This is a genomic window from Pseudomonas sp. W2Jun17, assembly GCF_023127795.1.
Classification (GTDB): Bacteria; Pseudomonadota; Gammaproteobacteria; order Pseudomonadales; family Pseudomonadaceae; genus Aquipseudomonas; species Aquipseudomonas synxantha_A.
Genome location: NZ_SPKO01000002.1, coordinates 37,022 through 58,210 on the forward strand (window position 1 = coordinate 37,022; position 21,189 = coordinate 58,210).

21 protein-coding genes are annotated in these 21,189 nt (G+C 57.0%); 5 read left to right on the top strand and 16 right to left on the bottom strand.

Features of this window, described 5'->3' with window-relative positions; translation table 11 throughout:
* Window positions 1–42: 42 nt before the first annotated feature.
* From E4O98_RS00590 to E4O98_RS00610, 5 genes are all read right to left on the bottom strand, one after another.
* Window positions 43–1,362: a PAS domain-containing methyl-accepting chemotaxis protein gene (locus tag E4O98_RS00590; RefSeq protein ID WP_078822307.1), complete on the bottom strand. Its 1,320-nt coding sequence runs from the start codon at window positions 1,360–1,362 to the stop codon at window positions 43–45.
* Window positions 1,363–1,598: 236 nt separating this feature from the next.
* The gene (locus E4O98_RS00595; RefSeq protein WP_248133924.1) at window positions 1,599–2,540 is read right to left on the bottom strand and encodes an aliphatic sulfonate ABC transporter substrate-binding protein; all 942 of its coding nucleotides are present in this window, start codon (window positions 2,538–2,540) and stop codon (window positions 1,599–1,601) included.
* A 62-nt stretch (window positions 2,541–2,602) separates the two neighbouring features.
* Entirely contained in the window at window positions 2,603–3,112 is a 510-nt protein-coding gene (locus E4O98_RS00600) for a sigma-70 family RNA polymerase sigma factor (protein WP_032879778.1), read from the bottom strand.
* Between the two features lie 108 nt (window positions 3,113–3,220).
* Window positions 3,221–4,012 (bottom strand): PhnD/SsuA/transferrin family substrate-binding protein, encoded by a 792-nt coding sequence (locus E4O98_RS00605; RefSeq protein WP_032879776.1) that lies wholly within the window; start codon window positions 4,010–4,012, stop codon window positions 3,221–3,223.
* A 9-nt stretch (window positions 4,013–4,021) separates the two neighbouring features.
* Window positions 4,022–4,951: a fatty acid desaturase gene (locus E4O98_RS00610; protein WP_248133926.1), complete on the bottom strand. Its 930-nt coding sequence runs from the start codon at window positions 4,949–4,951 to the stop codon at window positions 4,022–4,024.
* Window positions 4,952–5,251: 300 nt separating this feature from the next.
* On the opposite strand from E4O98_RS00610, the gene E4O98_RS00615 reads away from it, so the two are divergent.
* On the top strand, window positions 5,252–5,665 hold the full coding sequence (locus tag E4O98_RS00615) for a GNAT family N-acetyltransferase (protein ID WP_248133928.1): 414 nt from the start codon (window positions 5,252–5,254) through the stop codon (window positions 5,663–5,665).
* A 130-nt stretch (window positions 5,666–5,795) separates the two neighbouring features.
* Here E4O98_RS00615 and def read toward each other — a convergent pair whose 3' ends face one another.
* From def to E4O98_RS00630, 3 genes are all read right to left on the bottom strand, one after another.
* Window positions 5,796–6,335, bottom strand: coding sequence for a peptide deformylase (gene def, locus E4O98_RS00620; RefSeq protein ID WP_005790734.1), 540 nt, complete (start codon window positions 6,333–6,335; stop codon window positions 5,796–5,798).
* A complete protein-coding gene (locus E4O98_RS00625; protein ID WP_078822151.1) occupies window positions 6,332–7,288 on the bottom strand; it encodes a YihY/virulence factor BrkB family protein in 957 nt (318 codons plus the stop codon). The genes def and E4O98_RS00625 overlap by 4 nt, the downstream gene beginning before the upstream one ends.
* A gap of 179 nt (window positions 7,289–7,467) precedes the next feature.
* Window positions 7,468–7,653 carry a CsbD family protein gene (locus tag E4O98_RS00630; protein ID WP_032879770.1) on the bottom strand — a complete coding sequence of 62 codons (186 nt, stop codon included), beginning with the start codon at window positions 7,651–7,653 and terminating at the stop codon, window positions 7,468–7,470.
* Between the two features lie 197 nt (window positions 7,654–7,850).
* Here E4O98_RS00630 and E4O98_RS00635 point away from each other — a divergent pair, with 197 nt between their 5' ends.
* The gene (locus E4O98_RS00635; protein WP_005790741.1) at window positions 7,851–8,228 is read left to right on the top strand and encodes a hypothetical protein; all 378 of its coding nucleotides are present in this window, start codon (window positions 7,851–7,853) and stop codon (window positions 8,226–8,228) included.
* Window positions 8,229–8,289: 61 nt separating this feature from the next.
* On the opposite strand, the gene E4O98_RS00640 is transcribed toward E4O98_RS00635, so the two are convergent.
* The 7 genes from E4O98_RS00640 to fadD2 form a co-directional block, all read right to left on the bottom strand.
* The gene (locus E4O98_RS00640) at window positions 8,290–9,477 is read right to left on the bottom strand and encodes a multidrug effflux MFS transporter (RefSeq protein ID WP_103734755.1); all 1,188 of its coding nucleotides are present in this window, start codon (window positions 9,475–9,477) and stop codon (window positions 8,290–8,292) included.
* A gap of 10 nt (window positions 9,478–9,487) precedes the next feature.
* A complete protein-coding gene (locus tag E4O98_RS00645; RefSeq protein WP_032879769.1) occupies window positions 9,488–11,218 on the bottom strand; it encodes a thiamine pyrophosphate-binding protein in 1,731 nt (576 codons plus the stop codon).
* A gap of 14 nt (window positions 11,219–11,232) precedes the next feature.
* Entirely contained in the window at window positions 11,233–12,012 is a 780-nt protein-coding gene (locus tag E4O98_RS00650) for a phytanoyl-CoA dioxygenase family protein (protein WP_148852596.1), read from the bottom strand.
* Window positions 12,013–12,076: 64 nt separating this feature from the next.
* Entirely contained in the window at window positions 12,077–13,429 is a 1,353-nt protein-coding gene (aroA, locus tag E4O98_RS00655; RefSeq protein WP_248133930.1) for a 3-phosphoshikimate 1-carboxyvinyltransferase, read from the bottom strand.
* Window positions 13,430–13,728: 299 nt separating this feature from the next.
* On the bottom strand, window positions 13,729–14,517 hold the full coding sequence (locus E4O98_RS00660; protein ID WP_103734752.1) for an SDR family oxidoreductase: 789 nt from the start codon (window positions 14,515–14,517) through the stop codon (window positions 13,729–13,731).
* Window positions 14,518–14,689: 172 nt separating this feature from the next.
* Window positions 14,690–16,381: a long-chain-fatty-acid--CoA ligase FadD1 gene (gene fadD1, locus E4O98_RS00665; RefSeq protein WP_005790755.1), complete on the bottom strand. Its 1,692-nt coding sequence runs from the start codon at window positions 16,379–16,381 to the stop codon at window positions 14,690–14,692.
* A 381-nt stretch (window positions 16,382–16,762) separates the two neighbouring features.
* Complete coding sequence (gene fadD2, locus E4O98_RS00670; RefSeq protein ID WP_032879763.1) at window positions 16,763–18,451, bottom strand: long-chain-fatty-acid--CoA ligase FadD2; 1,689 nt, start codon at window positions 18,449–18,451, stop codon at window positions 16,763–16,765.
* Between the two features lie 210 nt (window positions 18,452–18,661).
* Between fadD2 and E4O98_RS00675 the strand changes: the two genes are divergently transcribed.
* Window positions 18,662–19,606 carry an alpha/beta hydrolase gene (locus tag E4O98_RS00675; protein ID WP_248129196.1) on the top strand — a complete coding sequence of 315 codons (945 nt, stop codon included), beginning with the start codon at window positions 18,662–18,664 and terminating at the stop codon, window positions 19,604–19,606.
* A gap of 56 nt (window positions 19,607–19,662) precedes the next feature.
* Window positions 19,663–20,133: a MaoC family dehydratase gene (locus tag E4O98_RS00680; protein WP_003193747.1), complete on the top strand. Its 471-nt coding sequence runs from the start codon at window positions 19,663–19,665 to the stop codon at window positions 20,131–20,133.
* A gap of 144 nt (window positions 20,134–20,277) precedes the next feature.
* On the opposite strand, the gene E4O98_RS00685 is transcribed toward E4O98_RS00680, so the two are convergent.
* Window positions 20,278–20,745 (bottom strand): PA2169 family four-helix-bundle protein, encoded by a 468-nt coding sequence (locus E4O98_RS00685; RefSeq protein ID WP_003175720.1) that lies wholly within the window; start codon window positions 20,743–20,745, stop codon window positions 20,278–20,280.
* 204 nt (window positions 20,746–20,949) lie between these two features.
* On the opposite strand from E4O98_RS00685, the gene E4O98_RS00690 reads away from it, so the two are divergent.
* A complete protein-coding gene (locus E4O98_RS00690) occupies window positions 20,950–21,186 on the top strand; it encodes a DUF3820 family protein (RefSeq protein ID WP_005790761.1) in 237 nt (78 codons plus the stop codon).
* Window positions 21,187–21,189 lie beyond the last annotated feature (3 nt).

A 21,189-nucleotide genomic window follows, 5' to 3' on the forward strand; every position in this document is an offset into this window, starting at 1 on the left:
ACATTTGGATCTCCTTTGACATGGGATCAGCAGAGTTTTCGACTATTGCAGTTGCAGCGTCGAATTGAACTGACTGATTGCATCCACCACATGCCGCGAGCCTTCCTGAATTTCAAGAATCACCTGCCCCGCTTCGTTGGCCAGTTCCACCCCAAGCCCCGTGCGGCTCAAGCTCGACTGCATGCTCGTCACCGCACTCAATGACAGGTCGTGGTTCTTGCGCACCACATCCACTATCTCCACCGTCGCCTGGCTGGTGCGGGCCGCGAGGCTGCGCACTTCATCGGCCACCACAGCGAACCCGCGTCCATGCTCGCCGGCTCGCGCCGCTTCAATCGCGGCGTTGAGCGCCAGCATATTGGTTTGTTCGGCAATGCTGCGGATGGTCTGCACGATGGCGCCGATGATGTCGGACTGTTTGTTGACCGCATCGATGCTGTGGGCAGCCTGGTTCAAGTCGCTGGAGATGGCCTCGATGATCTGTACCGTTTGCTGCACCACCTGCGAGCCCTTGCGGGCGCAGGCGTCGTTTTGTACGGAGGTGGCGTGGGCCGAATCAGCGGCGGTGCGCAGGGTGGTGACCTGGTCGGTGATGTCGCTGGCAAATTTCACCACTTTGTACAGGCGCCCATTGGTATCGAATATCGGGTTGTAGGACGCCTCCAGAAACAAGGTCTTGCCGTATTTGTTTTTACGCTCGAAGCGATGGGAGTGGTATTCGCCGCGATTGAGGGAGGCCCAGAATGCCTTGTAGGCCGGCGACTCCACTTCACTGCGATGACAGAACATGCTGTGGTGCTGGCCGATGATTTCCTCCCGTGAGTACTGCACGGTACGCAGGAAATTGTCGTTGGCATTCAGGATCTGGCCCTGGGGCGTGAACTCGATTACCGCCATGGAACGGCCAATGGCGTCGATCAGGCTCTGGTTTTCGTGTTCATGGTGCACCCGTGCAGAAATATCCGACGCCACTTTGATCACACTGCGTACCTGGTTGTCGCTGTCCAGCACCGGCATGTAGCTGGCTTCAAGCCATACCTCTTCACCGCGCTTGTTCAAACGCATGAAGGTGCCACTGAGCGCCTCGCCCCGCGCCAGGTCACGCCACAACTTGCTGTATTCGTCGGTGTGGGTGTAGGCCTCATCGCAGAAAATGCGGTGATGTTTACCGCGGATCTCATCGACGCTGTAACCCATGCTCTTGCAGAAATTTTCGTTGGCTTCGAGGATCACGCCTGTGCGATCAAACTCGATCATCGCCATGGAACGGCTGATGGCTGCGAGCTTGGCATTGGCTTCGGTGAGGGCACAGGAAAAACGCTGGATTTCTTGCAGGTCGGATTTGTGCTGGCGGTTGAACATGGTCAGATCACCCTTGAGTCCCGGCGCCTGAACGACGCATTCCATTCTTGTGTAGGTAAACCTTCACGGGGAAATAACCATTCAAAACGCTTTATAGGCCAAGCATCATTAACGGTCCTGGGTGAGCATAGACAGGGGTTGGCGCTATGCAAGGCCACTAATCAGCCAGCATTGCCAACCGGGCGCTGGCGGCGCGCACCCCATGTTCTGAAATGCGCTCAATCGATGAGAGGGGCTTATTCGGGCTTGAAGACAATCTGCTGCACGTCGACCTTTCTAGGGATCAGGCCGTTGGCAAAAAACAGGTCCGCCGTGCGCTGCTGATTGGCGACGTCGATCGTCTGCAACGGACGGATCGGCGCGGGCGAGCGGTGCTCGAAGTAGCTTTTGACCACCGCCGGTGGCAGGCCAAGGGTGCCGGCCATCAATGCGATGCTTTCATCGGGTTGGTCGAGTGATAGTCGCTGCGCCTTGCCGAGGGTCGGGATAATGGTGGCGATGGCCTGGGGATGTTGCTGGGCGAACGGGCCGTTGACCACAAAAAAACTGCCGGCAGGGTTAAGGCCCTGGCCATCACCCAGCACGCGAGCAGAGCCGTCGACTACGGCGGCCGAGTAGTACGGGTCCCAGACCACCCAGGCATCGACCTTGCCTTGTTCGAAGGCCGCACGGCCGTCAGAAGGCGACAGGTACACCACGTTCACGTCCTTCCATTGCAAACCGGCGCGCAGCAGGTTCTTGAGGAACAGGTTGTGTGCACTGGAGCCCTTGAGCAACGCCACGCGCTTGCCCTTGAGCTCCGCGACGTTCTGCACGGTGCTGGCCTTGGGCACCAGCACCGCTTCGGTCTTGCCGTCGTTGGGCTCGACGGCGAAGTACTGCAAGTCGATGCCTGCCGCCTGGGCAAAGATCGGCGGGATGTCGCCGATATTGCCGATGTCCAGGCTGCCGGCGTTGAGTGCCTCGATCAGCGGCGGGCCGCCGAGGAATTCGGTCCATTGCACCTGGGTGCCGGGCAGCGCAGCTTCGAAGAGCTTGTGCTCACGGGCGAGCACCATACTCACCGAGCTTTTCTGGTAGCCGATGCGCAGGGTGGGAGGTTCGGCGGCGGGCGCAGGCTGGGCGAAGACGGTGAGTGCCAGCAGCGAACCCCCTAGTAGTTTTTTCAGTTTTTTCATGGGTTGCCTCATGGTCGTGATCGTGAGCGGATTGGCCGTGTGCAGTGAGTCAGGCGTGGCGTTCATTCCAGGCACAACCGCAGGCGGCCGTTAAGGGCGCGGGCCATGTAATCACTGACCGAGCGCTGGGAAACTCCTAGTTCGGCCGCGATCGCGGGGTACGTCAGGCCATTGAGTCGGGACAACAGGAACGTCGCCCTGACCTTGGCCGGCAGGCCGTCGAGCCACTGGTCGACGGCCTGCAGCGCCTCGCACGTCTGGGCCAGGTTTTCGGGGGACGGCACGCTAAAGGCTTCATCGTTATCCAGGGCGTCGAGATAGGCGCGCTCCAGGTCACGTCGCCGCCACAGCTGATACATCAGGCGCTGGGCAATCGTGGTGAGCAAGGCGCGAGGCTGACGGATCGGGGCGACGTCGAGTGCGCTCAGGAGCTGGACAAAGGTGTCGGCGGCGATGTCTTCGGCATGTGCACGGGAATCGAGTTGACGATACAAGCGGCTGCACAACCAGGCGTAATGGCTGCGGAACAGTGCGCCCACGTAGGCGGGGTGAGAGGTGTCGGCGCCGGACATAGTGGCTCCTGTCGAGTAGGGTGCGCGTTATGTCCGGTGTTCCGGTAGAGCGATCCTAGCAAGGCCTCTTATTCTTTAATAATATTTAAAATGCATTTTTATATAGCTTTATTGAATATACGTATAGCCAAGGCTGGCGGCTTGCCGTTGGTAATCCAACAGCACCTGATAGTCGTCTTCGCTAGCGGGGAGCACGGCTTGCACACCAAGGGTTTGCGCCACCTGCGGCAGGTCTTGCAACGCCAGGTTCATCGCTTCGCGGACCTGCTTCAGCTGCACATCGCTCAAGCCCGGCGGGCCGATATAGGGCAAGGTCGGGCTCGGCGCGCTGCGGGTAACCATGCGCAAACCCGCGACCTCTTCGGGCACGAAACGCGCCAGGTAGTCGTAGGTCACGCTGTCGATGGCAGCGAGGTCCGCGCGATCTTCACGCAGCCAGCGCAGGCTCTCACGGTGGGCACCGCTGACGGCGACGCTGGCGAAGAAACGCCCGTCGCGCTGCAACGGTGCCAGGCAGTGGCGCAGTAGGTTCATGCCACTGTTGGAGTCGTGGCCGTTGATCACCCCGCGGCTGTTGTAGAACTGCGCCAGGATAGTACGTGGGTTGTCAACGCGGCTCAGCAACAGGCTGCAGTGTTCGCCATTGCTGCTATGGGGCAGCTCGTAGCGGGGGCGACCGACGACGCGAACCTGGCCACGCAGTTGGGTCATCAGCGGGTAGCCGCAGGTTTGGGTGACGAGCAATTCTGGCGCCAGCCACAGGCCGGGCAAGTCGAGGTGGTCGGCGTTACGCCGATGCAGGCCCAAGCGCTCAAGGATGCGCGCAAGCCACTGTTGATTGGCTTGCTCGATGGGCTCCGGGGCGACATACATGCGCAACTCGGCATAGTGCTCACTCATGGGCATCTCTCAGGCAAAGGGGTGCCGAGGGCTGTCGATAGCCTTGAGGCCATGGCGGCCGATCAACTGGCCGTAGCCCTTCACCAGGAACCCACCGCTGCGCGCGAGCCACTGCTCGCGACGGGCGCGATACACCCTCGGCAGCAAGAACCAGGGAAGTTTCGGCAGGTCGTGGTGCACCAGGTGCAGGTTGTTGTTGAGGAACAGCCAGCGCCAGGGCCAGGACGCTTCGTTGAGCACCGTGCGCTGTTCCGGCCGCGGATGCGGGCGGTGTTCATAGTAGGAACGGATCGACGCCAGCGACAAGGCCGGCACGCTCACCAGCAGCAGGTAATGCCACACCGGCAAGGCACTGTAATGGGCGATAAAACCCAGCATCAACAGGGTCACGGCGCCGTGGGCCAGCCACATCGGCCAAACCTCTGGCAGGCGCTGCCATTGATCGTGCACCAACCGGCTGATGGCCAGGGGTGCCGCCAGCAGCAAGCGACCGAGCACGGTCTTGGTCAGCCAATGCACGCTGCGTTGCAAGCGCGAGCTGGCGTCCCACTGCTGTTGGTTAAGGTAGCGGCTTTCCGGGTCGATGCCGGGCAGGGTCAGGTCTTCGTCGTGATGATGCAACAGGTGGCTGTCGCGATACAGGGTATAGGGGTACCAAACGGCAAACGGCGCGTAACCGAGCAGTTTGTTCACCAACGGCAAACGGGTGGGATGGCCGTGCAGCAACTCGTGTTGCAGCGACAGCCAGAGGGTCACCAACGGGATCAGCAACAAGGTGCTGCACCACAGGCCCAGCCAGTGGCTGGCAAGCAACACACCGAACCAGCCGGCATACACGCCGAGCAACAGCAGCCAGGTCGGCCATTCGGTCTTCGCGGTAAAACTTGCAGCCAGGGCTTGAATTTCCCGTCGGTGGCTCAGGTCAAGGTAGTTGGCCATCGGCAGCTCAGAGCAGGTGTTTCCTACTCTGTGCCGCGAGACGCGCCAATCTTGCAGATCCTTTGGTTCTAAGCTTGTAACTCAGTGACCGAACAGGCCAGTCTCGGACTTCTTGGCTTTCTTGTCCGCACGCTTTTCATCGGCGGTCTTTGCCGGTTTTTTCTTCGCGGCTTTCTTTGAATCCATACCTTTGGCCATGATGCATGCTCAACTTAAGGGGATGTAGCACTGGGTATACCACCTATTGCCCGGCAGAAGGCGCTTATAATCCCCAGCCCTGACCCTGCTGGCCCAAAGACCATGCCCGAACTGCACATCGAACCGCTGGCAGAGCCTCTGTGGCCACTGTTGAACAAGTTTTACCGCAGCCACAACTCTTCGATGAAGGCCCTCAAGGGCGGCCTTTTGTGGGTAGCTCGCGACGGCGAGATCGTGGCTGGGTTGTGCTTGAGCCCGGTGGTGGGTGGGCAGTGGCTGACGGGGGTGTTTGTCGATCCGGCCTATCGCGGCCAGGGGTTGGCGGCACGCTTGATTGAGCAGGCGGTAGCCGGAGTGGAGGGTACGGTGTGGCTGCTGTGCCATCCGGATCTGGAGGGGTTGTATCAGCGTATGGGGTTCAGTCAGGACACGCTGCTGCCGCAGTTTCTCAGCGAGCGGTTGGTGCGCTACAAACGGAACAAGCCGATGATTGCGATGGGGTTCTCAATCACCTGAATGATGCCGGATAAAAATGTGGGAGGGGGCTTGCTCCCGATGGCGGAGTGTCCGTCGCTGAAATGTCGACCGGTCCACCGCTATCGGGAGCAAGCCCCCTCCCACATTGGGACCTCGGGAAGCCTGGTGTTTATTCGTCAGCTGTCGGATCCAATTCCGGAAACATCACTTCGATAAACCCGAACTTGCTGAAATCAGTGATCCGCGACGGGTACAGCCGACCGATCAAATGGTCGCACTCATGCTGCACCACCCGTGCATGAAAGCCGTCGGCAAAACGCACAATCGGCTCGCCCTTGGGGTCGAAACCTTCGTAGCGGATCTGTTGATAACGGTTCACGGCGCCGCGCAAACCCGGCACCGACAGGCAGCCTTCGAAGCCCTCTTCCAGCACCGGGCTCAGGGGCGTGATAAGCGGGTTGATCAGGATGGTCTGCGGTACAGGCGGCGCCTCCGGGTAGCGTTCGCTGGCCTCGAAACCAAAAATCACCAGTTGCAGGTCGACACCAATCTGCGGTGCAGCCAGGCCAACACCGCCCACGTGTTCCATGGTCTGGAACATGTCGTCGATCAGTTGCCACAACTCGGGGCTGTCGAACATTTCCGGCGGTACCGGTGGGGCGATACGCAGCAGGCGTTCGTCGCCCATTTTCAGGATTTCACGGATCATCGCGGCACTTCTTCAGGAGTGGGCTTGGAGTGGTCCCGGCCTAGGCCCGAGACGTGCTGTTTTTCATCGGTGTGACCGGGTTCGTCAAACTCCTTTTCACCTGGGTCCTTGCCTTCGGCCGACATGTGTTCGATCACGGCATTCATCTCCGCACCCAGCAGTAACACGGCGGCGGAAATATAGAAGTACAGGAGCAGGACAATGATCGCGCCGATGCTGCCATACATGGCGTTGTAGTCGGCGAAGGTCTTGACGTAATAACCAAAGCCCAGGGAAGCCACGATCCACACCACCACGGCCAACACCGAGCCTGGGGTAATGAAGCGGAATTTCTGCTCGACGTCCGGCATCACGTAATACATGAGTGCCACGGCGAACATCAGCAGGATCACGATCAATGGCCAGCGCAGGATGGTCCACAGGGTGACGACGAACTCCTGCATGCCGATCTGCCCGGCCAGCCACTCCATGACCTGCGGGCCAAGCACCATCAGCGCAGCGGCGGCCAGCAACATGCCGGCAATGCCGACGGTGTAGAAAATCGACAGGGGGAAGCGCTTCCAGATCGGCCGGCCTTCGACGACGTCATAGGCCGCGTTCATCGCACTCATCATCAGGCGTACGCCCGCAGAGGCGGTCCACAGCGCGATGACGATACCAACCGAAAGCAGGCCGCCCTTGGACTGTTGCAACTGGTCGATGACCGGGTTGACCTGCTCCAGCGCCTGGGGCGGCAACACCAGCTCCGACTGCAGGCGCAGCCAGGTGAAGAAGTCCGGCAGATGCAGGAAACCGATCAGGGCAATCAGGAACAGCAGGAAGGGAAACAAGGAGAACAGCATCTGGTAAGCCAGTGCCGAAGCGTAGGTAGGCATCTCGTCATCGACGAATTCCTTGACGGTGCGTATCAGCACCTTGTGCAGCTTGAGACCATCGAGTACCGGAAAAATCATAGCGTCTCCTTTCGCCGCAAAGAGGTTGAGTTCGTGGGCGACTCAGGGGCCGTTTTCTACATCAAAGTAGCCCATTTGGCGACTTTGAAACAATTTCCAAAATTTAGTTGCAACAGTTCACACAAAAACGGCCATCCGTGGATGGCCGCCATACTGCTGGGCAAACCCAGGAGAACGCCTTATTCGGTGGCTTTTTTCACCGCGTCCTTGGTTTTCCCGACTGCTTGCTGCGCTTCACCTTTTTTCTCTTGGATCACGCCTTCAGCACGCAGCTTGTCGTTGTCTGTGACTTTGCCGACACCCTGCTTGATGTTGCCGACCGCTTCGTTCGCCAAACCTTTTGCCTTATCCGATGTGCTGCTCATGGTATTTCTCCTGGAACAATCGAGGGTTTTGGTCATTACGTAGAGGTTGACCCAGGGCGCTTCGGCAGAGTTTCAATTATTTTCGCGAGGCATTTTATCGCCTGCCGCAGGTTTGGCTTTATGTTTTGCGGCCAACCCACGAGAATGCCCGGCACATTCAGGCTGCAACGCTGAATAACAGATCCCGTAGGAAGGTTATGAAACTCAATAAAGCACAGGCTATCGCCCGCAGAAACCAGGAACTGGGCGGTGCCGTACTCGGCGTCAACAACTGCCATTTCACCGACCTGGACCACAAGCGCAACATCTGGTGGTTCGACCTGCCCGTTGCGCGGATTGCCGTGGGCCAGTACGAGTGGATCCATCTGCTGATGCATAACGCCGAGACGGACCAGTTGTTGCACCTGAAGGTGCCGACTGTGTTTCTGCGCGAAAAGCTGGAAGGGTTGGTGGTACGCAATGCGGGCAAGCGCAAGCCGGAGATAACCCTGGAACTTAGCGCCGACAAGGACTCGTTCCTCAAGGATGTACGCCCGGCGGGTGCCGGCGTGAGCTTTGCCCAGTTCACTCTGTAACCATCGCCCCTAACCGGCGAGAGCGTGACTGCTGTGCCAGCAGTCAGGCTCTCGCGCACTTTCAGGCGGTTGCCACTGACCGACCGGCAATACGCTGAGCCAGGGCGATGGCAAACAGGCAAAACAGCGACATGACCAGTATCCCCATCATCAGCCCCATGGCGGTGCTGGTGTGCCCCTCAGAGAAAAAGAACAGCGCCACTGCCGCGCCCGCCATCTTGATCGCGCCTTGCAGCGCACTCCCGGTACCGGCATGTTTTGCCTGGCCATGCAGACTGATCCCCAACAGCAAGGGTGAGGACAGGCCACAGCCGAGAGCGACCAAAAAGCCATACGCCACCAGCGCCGGGGCCGTGACCAGTTGGAATGCCTGGAGAACCAGCGGAGCGAGCGCCGCCAACACCGTCAGCGCCACCAGGGACGTCATCAGGATGCGCTCAGGCGAGTAACGATTCAAAAACCGCTTGGTCAGGTAAGAACCCAAGACGATACCCGCAGAGTAGCCAACGAACAGCAGGCCGTTTTCCTGGCTCTGCAGATGGAACTGCAATTGATAGATGAATGGGCTCGCGGTGAAGTAGCCGATGGTGATCGCAAACAGTACCGCAGAGACCAGGCTGTAAACCATGAAGTTGAAGTCGCGCAGCAGTACTTTGAAACCCTCAAGCCGTTTGGAAGGCACGCCCTGCAGCGGAGCTGTTTCAACCAGTGTGGCCTTGATAAATACGGCGCCGAGCAGCGTGATCAGGGTCAGTGCGTAGAAATTATATTGCCAAGGAAGTGCAGCAGTAATAAAACCACCCAGCACCGGCGCAAGCGCAGGCGAGACCTGGGACGCCATGGAGAACACCGTCAGCGATTTGGACAACTCGGTTTTATCTTTGAACGTATCGCTCAATATTGCCCGGCTTATCACGGGGCAACCGCCAGCACCGATGCCTGTTAACAAACGAAACAGATAGAGCGCCTGAATACTGTCCGCCGTCGACGTCAGGTAATTGCCCAAGGCGCCGAGGGCAAGGGAGACCATAATCACCGGTACCCGCCCTTTTCTATCGGAGATCGGCCCATACACCAACTGGGACAGTGCAAAGCCTGCCAGATAGAAGACCACCAGGTTTTGGGACTGCGCGTCAGTTACCGAAAATACCCGTGCAATCTCCGGCAAGGCGGGGTTGTACAAGTCAATGGAAAACAACCCCAATACCAGGATCAGGCAGGAGTTGGTGATCACCATTCTAGAATTCACGACAGGCTCCTTACAGTAATGGATGGTCTTTCAAGCGTGTGCCGTATTCGCTATTGGGCGTGGTATGTCGCCCGTCGCATTTGACTTCAATCAGATGAGGTGCGGCGGTGCTCATGATGCTTTCAATACAATCTTGCAAGGCCTGTGGGGAGTCCACGCACGTCGCGCTCACGCCCAGGCTCTGGGCAAACAGGCACCAGTTGTAATCGGGAATTTGCGTCAGCGCGGCTAAGTTGTCTTTGTTATTGAAGTAACTTGCCGAATAGGACCGGTTATTGAAAACGACGAAGACGATATTCAACCCATGTTTCGCGGCGGTCGATAGCTCAAGGCCCTGCATCAGCATGCAGCCATCACCGGTAATCACCATGGTTTTGCCATCGGGGCGGGCGAAACTTGCACCGATGCCTGCCGGGATACTCCAGCCCATCGGGCCTAATGTGGTTGCCGATAAATAGGCCGCCGCCCCCCGCGCGGTCCAGTAGTGGCCGAAGAAGGATCGATGGGAGCCCGAATCGACACACACCACGCCATCACTGGGGAAAAACGCTTGCAGCACCGGGATATAGGCGGCGGGATGGTCGGCAAGATTGCCCGTAGCTTTGGCATCGACCGGGTAATGCAGCGGCACCCGTTGAAGATCATTCGACCATCTGGAGCGACTCTCCTGGCTGGCCTCCAGCTCTTGTGCGTGAACCTCGCTGACCAGCCTCAGGAAACCCTCCCCCGTCGCCACCACACCGTGATCAATATCAAGATACCGTCCCAGATAATCTGGGTTCTCATCCACCTGGATCGCGCCAAATTGAGGCCTTAGCTCATGGGACCAGAGCATGGTGCTCCATTGAGTGGTATCGAGCCCAAGGAGAATCACACCGTCCACACCGCCCTTGAACGCCTCGATAGCGCGCTTGTTTCCCGAATAACCGTAAACGCCCAAAGCGTTGGGATGGTCCTCCGGGAACAGCCCTTTGGCGCTCAAGGTGGTCGCGACCGGAATCGAAAAGCGCTCGGAAAATGCCAGGAGCGCAGCGCCAACCTTGGAGTTTTTGCAACGTAGCCCCGCGAGAATGACGAGATTGGTCGAGCGCTTGAACACGGCCTTGATCGCCGCGCTTTTGATCTTTTCAACGGCAAGCGCTTGGTTGCTCCACGACTCCAGTACGTTGGCGGCGATATCGGCGCGGCTCGTGGATTTCTCGTACAGTGCTTCCTTGCTGACGGCCAAGTAGGTCGGGCCTTTTTCCAGGCCTTTCAACAACCGCACCGATTCGCGCAAAAACGCCGACAAGGGTTGCCCTGCCTTGACCTCGAGGGCACTGCGGGTGATGGGTTTGAATACATCACACAGATTCACGCCGGTTTGGCTCCCGTCCTGCAGCACGTTTTGCATTTCCAGCGATGACGCAATCTGGCCCGACAAGAGCAAGACCGACTGGTGGTCCGTGTAAGCGGAAGCGATCCCGGTCAGCGCGTTGGTAACACCCGGCCCGCCTATCACCAGGCACACCCCGAATGTTTCACTGGCACGCGCATAGCCTTCGGCCATATAGGACGCGCCTGTTTCACACGCTGTAACCACCGGTTCAATGTCAAGCGTTGTAGAGCCATCACTGGGATAACAACGCATAAACGCATTGATCAACTTGCCAGGCACCATGAAGAAGTGCGTAACCCCCAAAGACTGAAGTTGGCGAAGAATGTAATGTGCACCGGTTTCGCCAGTACTTTGCAATTCCATTGCAAATCCCCTGTTCAGATCTCGATAAATGTGATGTTCTCGCCCTTCATCTTCAACACGGCATCTTGTGAAAAAGAAGAGGGGTAGCGCACATTGGGCATATCGGCAAAATATGGCTTGGGGCTGTTGGGCAAATAGTCCGAAACATGCAGGCTGCGCTCAGCCCGGGCACGCAGGTAGGTAATGTAGGATGCGTTATGTTTGGTCGAAGCAGAAACAGTCCATTGAATGGCCAGCTTTGTTTCCACAGGCGTCTGATCCGGCGCACTGCTGCGATGAGTTACTCGATTATCCCAAATAACCAGATCGCCGGCCTTACTCATGATCGTGCGCTCGAATTTTACCGGTTCGGCGAGCCTGATCTTGACTTCATCTTTACTGAGCTTGTGCGATCCCGGCAGTAAGGTGATGCCGCCGCCCGACACAGGATCATTATCTTGAAGATAATAAGCACACTGTAAGAATTCGGGAAATGCGCTAGGCGAAATCACTTCATCGGGAAGAAAGTACGCATCATTGTGCCATGGTATATAAACGCTCTCGCGCACCGTAAAATTCGGTAACAGCGAAAAATCCGACTGAAAAATATCCTTTATCGCCTGAATAGCACCAGGATGGAGCAGTGCATTGACCATATCACTAAATTGCAGAAACGCTGTTGGCAACAGCGTGCTCTGCTCGGTCTCTGCCAAACTATGGACATACGTTTTACGCAACTTTTCCACCTGCTCGCTGCAGAGTACTCCTGGAATAACGACGTACCCATCCCGTTCAAGCTTTTCTCGAAAGTTCATGATCTATAATCCGTTATATAGAGGGTGACCCAGGCCACCCTCCCTTTAATTCAAAGATAAAAAGTCAGACTTCAACATGCTTGGCGGCTGTCGAGCTTTCTTCAAACGACACTCCCAGACGTTCAAACTCCTGGAAGAAATCCGGAAAGGAACAATGAACGTCTTGATAACCATCCAACTCATTAAGCTGTTGGCACCGCAAGGAAGCCACAAACAATGACATGAAAATTCGATGGTCACCCCAGGCTGACAACACTGCATCACCGGCGTAACTCGGTTCACCACGAATAACGAAGCCATCGTAGACGCCGTTTTTAAACAACGGCTGTATGTCCACACCCATTTTCACCAGCTCGGTCACCATCGCCTCAATGCGTGGCGACTTGTGCAAACGCGTAATGGAGCCGCCGGTCACTTTGAACTCACCCTGCACATAAGCACCGATCGCCGCCAGTGTCGGCACAATATTGGGGTAATCACTCGCATCGAAATGATACTTTCCTTTTAACTCAGCCAACTTATTAACAATGCGTACTTCATTGGCAGCGTCATTGAACTCAACATTGACGCCCAGCGCCTCGGCCACTTTGAGAATCGCACGCTCGCCCTGCAAACTCTTGCTGTTCATGTTCTTGAGCGTCAACTCGCCCGGAAAGATGATGCCGGCCGCGATCAAATAGGACGATGAGGTGTAGTCACCGACGATCGTATAGTTCGCGCTGCGATAGTGGCCGGGATACACCGTAATTTGTGAATAGTCAGCGTTCACCTCATAGCTGATCCCCGCGGTGCTGAGGGTTTCCAAAGTCTGCTTGATATACGAAAGCGACAGAATTTCACCGCGAATATTCACCACCGTAGGTTGTTTGGCGAGGGGGGCGCAGAACAGAATCGCAGTGATGAATTGCGAGCTGATATTGCCCTCAATCGTACACTCTCCCCCTTTATAACCCCCCCAGTTCACAATCGGGGCCTTGCCACTGTGGTTGATGCATGAAATATGGGCCCCCAGCCCTTCCAGGGCGACAAACAAAGGCTCCATGACACGCCCCCGCAGAACTTCATCACCGGTAATAACCGCCGGCGTCGTTGTAAAGCACGTCAACGCAGCAAACACTCGAAATACCAACCCGGAGCCTAGAGCGTCGATCACCTTCTTTTCGGGCTTGATCAAGCCGCCTGTGCCAGTTACCACTAATCTGCCTGGTTGCTCCACAATAATTGCACCAATACTACGACATGCCTTTTTCATTGTTTCGGTTTCAAGGCAACGAAGGTCGTTGTAAATATAAGAAGTTCCCGAGGCGAGGCTGGCGGCAATAATTGCCCGTTGTGTTTCAGGTTTTGAGGACGGGATGGTGGCGATAGTGCCGATCGATGAGGTAGGAAAGACTTTCAAGCGTTTTTGGGTCGACATGCATTGCTCCCTAAGACAGTAGATCCAATGTGATCGGCGAGCGGGCATTACGCTCACCGACGCGACAGAAATATCTTGTTACAACCACTAAAAACCTATCCTAGGGTTTAACGCGTTTCAAATAACAAAATGGAATAAGATTGGATCCAATCTATGACTCATTGAATTTTTTCGTTTTACTTCAGTCCGTTACGGCACACAAGAAAAAGCAAAACCCATAAAAAAACCGCCATCGCTGGCGGTTTAAATTTTAAAAACTCTACTATTTCATATGGCACAACGACATCTTTGGCTATCCATTAGAAGATACCCGGATAGGCGCCGCCATCGATAAGGATGTTCTGACCGGTCACATAGGCAGCCTGATGACTGCATAAAAAAGCGCACAATGCAGCGAACTCAGCCGGGTCACCAAAGCGCCCCGCCGGAATGGTTGCCAGTCGACTTTCAGCCATAGCGTTCACTGTTTTTCCTGAACGCTCTGCCGCCACTTGAAAGGTATTTTCCAATCGCTCGGTTTTGAACGCACCGGGGAGAATATTATTGATCGTGGTGTTTCTCGACGCGAAGTCTTTCTGACGCGCCAAGCCCGCCACAAAACCGGTAAGCCCACATCGGACTGAGGTTGAAAGCCCCAATGCATCCAGGGGCGCTTTAACCGCGCCGGAAGTTATATTGATTATCCGGCCGAAGCCTCGACCTGCCATGGAATCGATCACTGACTTGATGAGTTCGATAGGTGCCAACATATTGGTATCAATTGCTGCACGCCACTCTTGATCGGTCCATTCACGAAAGTTCCCAGGCTTGGGCCCCCCGGCATTATTGATCAATATATCAACTTGCGGGGCAGCATCGACCAATGCCTGGCGAATCGAAGGGTCAGTAATATCACCTACCACCGTGATGACTTCTCCCTCAGGGTTTCTGAGTTTCAAACGCTGTGCGGCAGCCTCTAAGTCAGGCGCCCCCCGTGCGTTAATCACGATGTTTACCCCCTCGTCCGCAAGCGCCTGGGCACAGCTATAACCCAACCCTTTACTGGCAGCGCAGACGACAGCCCATTTACCTCTAATCCCTAAGTCCATCATCACTCCTCGATCAGCCGTCAACTTGCAAGCGTCGCGTATTTAGCGAGCGTGCGTCGTTATTAGTCGATATCACACAAGCCCGTGGAGTGACAAGCCGGGCATTACGCCGCGCCAGAGGCAAAAAAATACCCCTCAGCGAGGGGTACTTTTCAATTCACGCTTTACCGGGCTATTTCTTCACACCCAGCTTTTTCAGTTCTTCATCACGCAATTCACGCCGCAGAATCTTGCCGACGTTAGTTGTAGGCAACGCATCACGGAACTCAACAGCCTTGGGCACCTTGTAGCCGGTGACGTTGGCGCGCATGTGCTCCATCACCTGGTCCTTGGTGAGGGTGGCGCCTGGCTTGACCACGATGAAGATCTTGATGTGCTCTCCGGACTTCTCGTCCGGCACACCGATGGCTGCGCACTGCAACACGCCCGGCAGGCCTGCCAGTACGTCTTCCAGTTCGTTGGGGTAGACGTTGAAGCCGGAGACCAGAATCATGTCTTTCTTGCGGTCGACAATGCGCATATAGCCGTCTGGCTGGATGATCGCGATGTCACCGGTTTTCAGCCAACCTTCGCTGTCGAGCATCTCGGCGGTGGCGTCTTCGCGCTGCCAGTAGCCCTTCATGACTTGCGGGCCCTTGACGCACAGCTCGCCGGTTTCACCCAGCGCCAACTCGGTACCGTCGTCGGCGATGACTTTACACACTGTGGACGGTACCGGAATGCCAATGGTGCCGATCTGGATATGCTGGATCGGGTTCACCGTGGCCACCGGGCTGGTTTCGGTCATGCCGTAGCCTTCGCAGATACCACAGCCGGTCACGGCCTTCCAACGCTCGGCGGCCGCCAATTGCAGGGCCATGCCGCCCGACAGGGTGACTTTGAGCGCGGAGAAATCGAGTTTGCGGAAGGCTTCGTTGTTGCACAGCGCCACGAACAGGGTATTCAAGCCGACGAACCCGCTGAACTTCCACTTCGACAGTTCCTTGACCATCGCCGGCAGGTCACGCGGGTTGCTGATCAGGATGTTGTGGTTGCCGATCAGCATCATCGCCATGCAGTGAAAGGTGAAGGCATAGATGTGGTACAGCGGCAGCGGTGTGATCAGGATCTCGCAGCCTTCGTTGAGGTTGGACCCCATCAACGCCTTGCATTGCAGCATGTTGGCGACGAGGTTGCGGTGGGTCAGCATCGCGCCCTTGGCCACACCGGTGGTACCGCCGGTATATTGCAACACCGCCACATCGCTGCTGGCCGGGCTGACATCATTCACCGGCTGGCCATGGCCCTTGGCAAGCACGTCATTGAACGTGATGGCCTGGGGCAAGTGATAGGCCGGGACCATCTTCTTCACGTACTTGATCACGCTGTTGATCAGCAGGCGCTTGAACGGCGACAGCAGGTCGGCGACTTCAGTGACGATCACATGCTTGACGGCGGTCTTGGGCACGACTTTTTCAGCCAGGTGCGCCATGTTGGCCAGGCAAACCAGGGCCTTGGCCCCGGAATCATTGAATTGATGTTCCATTTCCCGCGCGGTGTACAGCGGGTTGGTGTTGACCACGATCAGGCCGGCACGAATGGCGCCGAACACGGCGACCGGGTATTGCAGGACGTTGGGCAGTTGCACGGCGATTCGATCGCCAGGCTTCAAGTCGGTATGCTGTTGCAGATACGCGGCAAATGCCCCGGACAATTCGTAGAGTTCACCGTAGGTGATGGTCTTGCCCAGGTTGCTGAAAGCCGGTTTGTTGGCGAAGCGCTGGCAGGACTGCTTCAGTACCGCCTGAATATTCGGATACTCGTCTGGATTGATCTGTGCAGCAATCCCGGCGGGGTACTTATCCTTCCAAAAGTCTTCATTCATGGAAGCCCACTCCTCAGCGACGCGAATTCATCATCGCATTTGATGCGATTATTATTGGTGTATGTTTTTAGGTGAATCTGGCGCTTTCAAGCAGGCCGAGACGTCACAAAGCGCGCCGAGAGTAGCAGCTTTGCCGAGGGCCGCCTAGAGCCAAAAGAGGGCCCTACAGTCATAAACATGACTCAAGAATATCCAATGGTCACTTTTAGAGCAAAAATTCTATATCAATGAAATACGCTCTGGAATGGGCTTTCCTGGGCGACGGATAACAAATGTGGGAGGGGGCTTGCTCCCGATAGCGGTGGATCAGCCAAAGACTCTGTTGACTGACACACTGCTATCGGGAGCAAGCCCCCTCCCACATTTTGACCCTATTTCAATTCAGGCGATGTCGCGAAGCTCGCGCCGCAGAATTTTCCCCACCGGCGTCATCGGCAAAGACTCCCTCAGCACAATGTGCTTGGGCACCTTGTACCCCGTGAAGTTGGCCTTGCAGTACGCCTTCAGCTCCTCAAGGCTCACCCCTTGGGCCCGCGCTACCACGAACAGCTTCACCGCCTCCCCCGTGCGCTCGTCCGGCACGCCGATCACCGCGCAGCTGGCTACGGCCGGGTGGGCCATCACCACATCTTCGATTTCGTTGGGATAGACATTGAAGCCGGAGACGATAATCAGGTCTTTCTTGCGATCAACAATGCTGACATAGCCGTCGGTGTCGATCACGGCAATGTCACCGGTCTTGAGCCAGCCTTCAGCGTCCAGGGTTTCGGCGGTGGCCTGGGGTTGCTGCCAGTACCCCTTCATCACCTGCGGGCCCTGGATGCATAACTCGCCGCGCTCACCCAACGGCAGTTCGTGCCCTTGATCATCAACCACTTTCATGGCGGTGCCCGGCACCGGAATGCCCACGGTCCCCAGGCGCGACAGGCCGCCGTACGGGTTGGTGCTGGCCACCGGTGAAGTTTCGGTGAGGCCGTAGCCTTCGCCGATGGAGCAACCGGTCAGCGCCTTCCACCGTTCCGCCGTGGCCTTGACCAGAGCTGTGCCGCCGGAGTTGGTGATCTTGAGATGGGAGAAATCCAGGCTCTTGAAATCCGGGTGATCCATCAACGCCACAAACAGGGTGTTGAGCCCCAGCAGCCCGGTGAAGCGCCACTGCTTGAGCTCCTTGATAAAGCCGCCAATGTCCCGTGGGTTGGTGATCAGCACGTTGTGGTTGCCGGACACCATCATGCACATGCAGTTCGCCGTGAATGCATAGATATGGTACAGCGGCAGCGGTGCGATCATGACCTCCTGCCCTTCCTTGATCAGCGGGTGGCCGTCTTCACCCAGTTGCGACATGCACGCCCGCACCTGCTGCATGTTCGCCACCAGGTTGCCATGGGTGAGCATCGCGCCCTTGGCCAGGCCGGTGGTGCCGCCGGTGTATTGCAGCACGGCAATATCGTCCAGGGTTACCGGATGGCGCGTCACCCCAAGGCCCGCGCCCATGCGCAACGCACGCTTGAACGACACAGCCCGTGGCAGGTGGTAGGCCGGGACCATCTTCTTCACCTTGTCGACCACGGTGTTGACCAGCCAGCCTTTGGCGGCGGGCATGAAGTCGCCCATCCTGGCTTCGATCAAGTAGTCGATCTCGGTGTCGGTGCAGACCTCCTGCACCCGCGAACCGAACAGGTTGAGGTACACCAGCGCCCGCACACCTGCGTCCTTGAACTGGTGGCGCATCTCGCGGGGGGTGTACAGCGGGTTGGTATTGACCACGATCAGCCCGGCGCGCAATGCGCCGAATACCGCAACCGGATAATGCAGCACATTAGGCATTTGCACCGCGATGCGCTCGCCAGGCTTGAGGTCGGTGTGCTGTTGAAGGTAACCGGCGAACGCCGCACTCTGGCGTTCAAGCTCGGCGTAGGTCAGGGTAATGCCCATGTTGCTGAACGCCGGACGGTCGGCAAAGGTCTTGCAGGAACGCTCGAAAACTTCGATCACCGACTTGTAGGTTGTGAGGTCGATGTCATTGGGAACGCCCGCTGCGCGTTTGTCATTCCAGAAATCAGGTTGCATTATTCTTGTCCTCTTACCTGAGTATGTCCGGCCGCTTTAAGCGTTTATAAAAAGCGGAGCTTTGGGGACGTTAGCAGCTATGAGCAAACAGGCAAATACGCTAAATCGTGTCATTGATTGTATGAATCTTGCGTCTAACGTGTAGGCAGATACCCCGCAACTCTGCGAATGAGCTATACACTGCAACGCCCCTGAGCAAAGGAAGCCGCCATGACCCACAGCACCTTCTGGCTGACCGCGAATGACCACAGCCGCCTGTACGTCAATCAATGGCTGCCAGACACCCCGCCCAAGGCGGTGGTGATGCTCTCCCACGGCATGGCCGAACACAGTGGTCGCTATGCTCGCCTGGCCGACGCCTTGTGCAGCGCCGGCTACGGGGTGTATGCGCTGGACCAGCGCGGTCATGGGCGTACTGCCGATGAGGGCACCCTGGGGCTGTACGCTGAAAAGGATGGCTGGAACAAAGTGGTCGGCGACCTGGCCAGCCTCAACCAGCATATCGGCCAGCAAAAACCGGGCCTGCCGATTATTTTGCTCGGCCACAGCATGGGCAGCTACATCGCCCAGGGCTATTTGCTGCACCACAGCGCCAGCCTGCATGGCGCGATTCTCAGCGGTTCGAATTTCCAGCCGGTGGCGTTGTATAGCGCGGCACGGCTGATCGCACGCATCGAACGCATGCGCCAGGGGTTGCGCGGCCGCAGTGCGTTGATCGAGTTCCTGTCATTCGGCTCGTTCAACAAAGCGTTCAAACCCAATCGCACCGCCTGCGACTGGCTGAGCCGCGACCCGGACGAAGTCGACAAGTACATCAACGACCCGCTCTGCGGTTTTCGCTGCACCAACCAGTTATGGATCGACCTGCTGGGCGGCTTGCAGCAAATCAGCAAAGCGTCCAATCTCGCGCAGATCGACCCGGGCTTGCCGATCCTGGTGATGGGCGGCGAATGTGATCCGGTAAGTGAAGGCAAGCGTCTCAAGGACCTGGCCCATGCCCTGCGTGAGGCCGGCTGCCAGAACATACAATTGAACCTCTACCCGCAGGCGCGGCATGAAGTATTCAACGAAACCAACCGTGATGAAGTCACCGCCGACCTTCTGAGCTGGCTGGAACAGGCGCTGACGTTGCGCAGGCCAGCCCGCTGCGAATAGTTTTTGCTTTAAAATCAGCCGATTAATTACCGATAAGCCACAGGATGCACCTTTAGATGACCCAGGTAACCAACACCCCGTACGAGGCGCTCGAAGTGGGCCAGACCGCCAGCTTCAGCAAGACCGTCGAAGAGCGTGATATCCAGTTGTTTGCCGCCATGTCCGGCGACCACAACCCGGTGCACCTGGATGCCGAATACGCCAAGGCAACCATGTTCAAGGAGCGCATTGCCCACGGCATGTTCAGCGGTGCGCTGATCAGTGCGGCCGTAGCCTGCGAGCTGCCTGGGCCGGGCACGATTTATATCGGCCAGCAGATGACCTTCCAGAAGCCGGTCAAGATTGGCGACACCCTTACCGTGCGCCTGGAAATCCTTGAAAAACTGCCAAAGTTTCGCGTACGCATCGCTACACGCGTATTCAACCAGCGTGATGAGTTGGTGGTAGATGGCGAGGCAGAGATTCTGGCGCCTCGCAAGCAGCAGGTGGTGACGTTGACCGAGTTGCCGCCGATCAGCATTGGCTGAGGCTGACTGCAATCTCTGCATTTACACAATACAAATGTGGGAGGGGGCTTGCCCCCCGATGGCGGTGAGTCAGTCACTGAATAGGTCGACTGATTCACCGCTATCGGGAGCAAGCCCCCTCCCACAGTTGCTACAGTGCGGGTCTTACGACTGAGCACGAGCCTGGTTACGCAGGGCTTTTACCTGGTCGTGGTTGCGCTGTACGCCGTGGTACTGACGCTCCACCAGGTCACGAATACCCAGCAGGTTGTGCTTGTTGATCTTCTCGATCGCTTCACGGTAAGCCTTCAGTGCGTGGTCTTCACCGCGCTCGGCTTCGTTCAGTACCGCTTCTTCATCCTTGCCAGTGACCATCGACTTCACGTCGACCCAGCCACGGTGCAGAGCACCTGCTACGCTGCCGGAATCTTCCGGATCGCCACCCAGGGCACGCACGGCGGTTTTCAATTCAGCGGCGGCAGTGGCGCAATCAGCAGAGCGCTTGGCAAACAGAGCCTTGAGTTCCGGATGCTTGATATCTTCAGCGCATTCCTTGAAACCCTTTTGGCCGTCGATGCTGGTTTCGATCAGGTCGTTCAGTACGGAGATCGATTCTTTATTGATGTCAGTCATTTTTCAATTCCTTGTACGGGTTAGAAGGGTGTCTTGGTTATTGCAGCGCCCGTGCCAGGTTTTTAAGAATTAACTTATCCTTTAATTTCAACAAGTTATGAAATATTGAACCATCTGTATGTGCGTTATTTGCATGATCTGTCATTTGGCCTTCATGCAGAATGCCTGTATTTTCGAAGACCTCGCCTCAATCCCGCGAAGCTCATGAATCCTGAAAAACTCGAACTGCTGATCACCCGCGAAATGCCCTTCGGCAAATACAAGGGCCGGATCATCGCCGACCTGCCTGGCCCCTACCTGAACTGGTTTGCCCGTGAAGGTTTCCCCCACGGCGAATTGGGCGGTCTGCTGGCCTTGATGCAGGAAATCGACCACAACGGCCTGGCCGAACTGCTCGAACCACTGCGGGCCAAACACGGCAAACCTGCCCCCCGCCATTAAGAG

What these genes read in the sequence shown, in the direction of transcription:
- E4O98_RS00590 (WP_078822307.1), bottom strand. Translation starts at nt 1,362, where the DNA reads ATGTTCAACCGCCAGCACAAATCCGACCTGCAAGAAATCCAGCGTTTT.
- E4O98_RS00595 (WP_248133924.1), bottom strand. Translation starts at nt 2,540, where the DNA reads ATGAAAAAACTGAAAAAACTACTAGGGGGTTCGCTGCTGGCACTCACC.
- E4O98_RS00600 (WP_032879778.1), bottom strand. Translation starts at nt 3,112, where the DNA reads ATGTCCGGCGCCGACACCTCTCACCCCGCCTACGTGGGCGCACTGTTC.
- E4O98_RS00605 (WP_032879776.1), bottom strand. Translation starts at nt 4,012, where the DNA reads ATGAGTGAGCACTATGCCGAGTTGCGCATGTATGTCGCCCCGGAGCCC.
- E4O98_RS00610 (WP_248133926.1), bottom strand. Translation starts at nt 4,951, where the DNA reads ATGGCCAACTACCTTGACCTGAGCCACCGACGGGAAATTCAAGCCCTG.
- E4O98_RS00615 (WP_248133928.1), top strand. Translation starts at nt 5,252, where the DNA reads ATGCCCGAACTGCACATCGAACCGCTGGCAGAGCCTCTGTGGCCACTG.
- def (WP_005790734.1), bottom strand. Translation starts at nt 6,335, where the DNA reads ATGATCCGTGAAATCCTGAAAATGGGCGACGAACGCCTGCTGCGTATC.
- E4O98_RS00625 (WP_078822151.1), bottom strand. Translation starts at nt 7,288, where the DNA reads ATGATTTTTCCGGTACTCGATGGTCTCAAGCTGCACAAGGTGCTGATA.
- E4O98_RS00630 (WP_032879770.1), bottom strand. Translation starts at nt 7,653, where the DNA reads ATGAGCAGCACATCGGATAAGGCAAAAGGTTTGGCGAACGAAGCGGTC.
- E4O98_RS00635 (WP_005790741.1), top strand. Translation starts at nt 7,851, where the DNA reads ATGAAACTCAATAAAGCACAGGCTATCGCCCGCAGAAACCAGGAACTG.
- E4O98_RS00645 (WP_032879769.1), bottom strand. Translation starts at nt 11,218, where the DNA reads ATGGAATTGCAAAGTACTGGCGAAACCGGTGCACATTACATTCTTCGC.
- E4O98_RS00650 (WP_148852596.1), bottom strand. Translation starts at nt 12,012, where the DNA reads ATGAACTTTCGAGAAAAGCTTGAACGGGATGGGTACGTCGTTATTCCA.
- aroA (WP_248133930.1), bottom strand. Translation starts at nt 13,429, where the DNA reads ATGTCGACCCAAAAACGCTTGAAAGTCTTTCCTACCTCATCGATCGGC.
- E4O98_RS00660 (WP_103734752.1), bottom strand. Translation starts at nt 14,517, where the DNA reads ATGGACTTAGGGATTAGAGGTAAATGGGCTGTCGTCTGCGCTGCCAGT.
- fadD1 (WP_005790755.1), bottom strand. Translation starts at nt 16,381, where the DNA reads ATGAATGAAGACTTTTGGAAGGATAAGTACCCCGCCGGGATTGCTGCA.
- fadD2 (WP_032879763.1), bottom strand. Translation starts at nt 18,451, where the DNA reads ATGCAACCTGATTTCTGGAATGACAAACGCGCAGCGGGCGTTCCCAAT.
- E4O98_RS00675 (WP_248129196.1), top strand. Translation starts at nt 18,662, where the DNA reads ATGACCCACAGCACCTTCTGGCTGACCGCGAATGACCACAGCCGCCTG.
- E4O98_RS00680 (WP_003193747.1), top strand. Translation starts at nt 19,663, where the DNA reads ATGACCCAGGTAACCAACACCCCGTACGAGGCGCTCGAAGTGGGCCAG.
- E4O98_RS00685 (WP_003175720.1), bottom strand. Translation starts at nt 20,745, where the DNA reads ATGACTGACATCAATAAAGAATCGATCTCCGTACTGAACGACCTGATC.
- E4O98_RS00690 (WP_005790761.1), top strand. Translation starts at nt 20,950, where the DNA reads ATGAATCCTGAAAAACTCGAACTGCTGATCACCCGCGAAATGCCCTTC.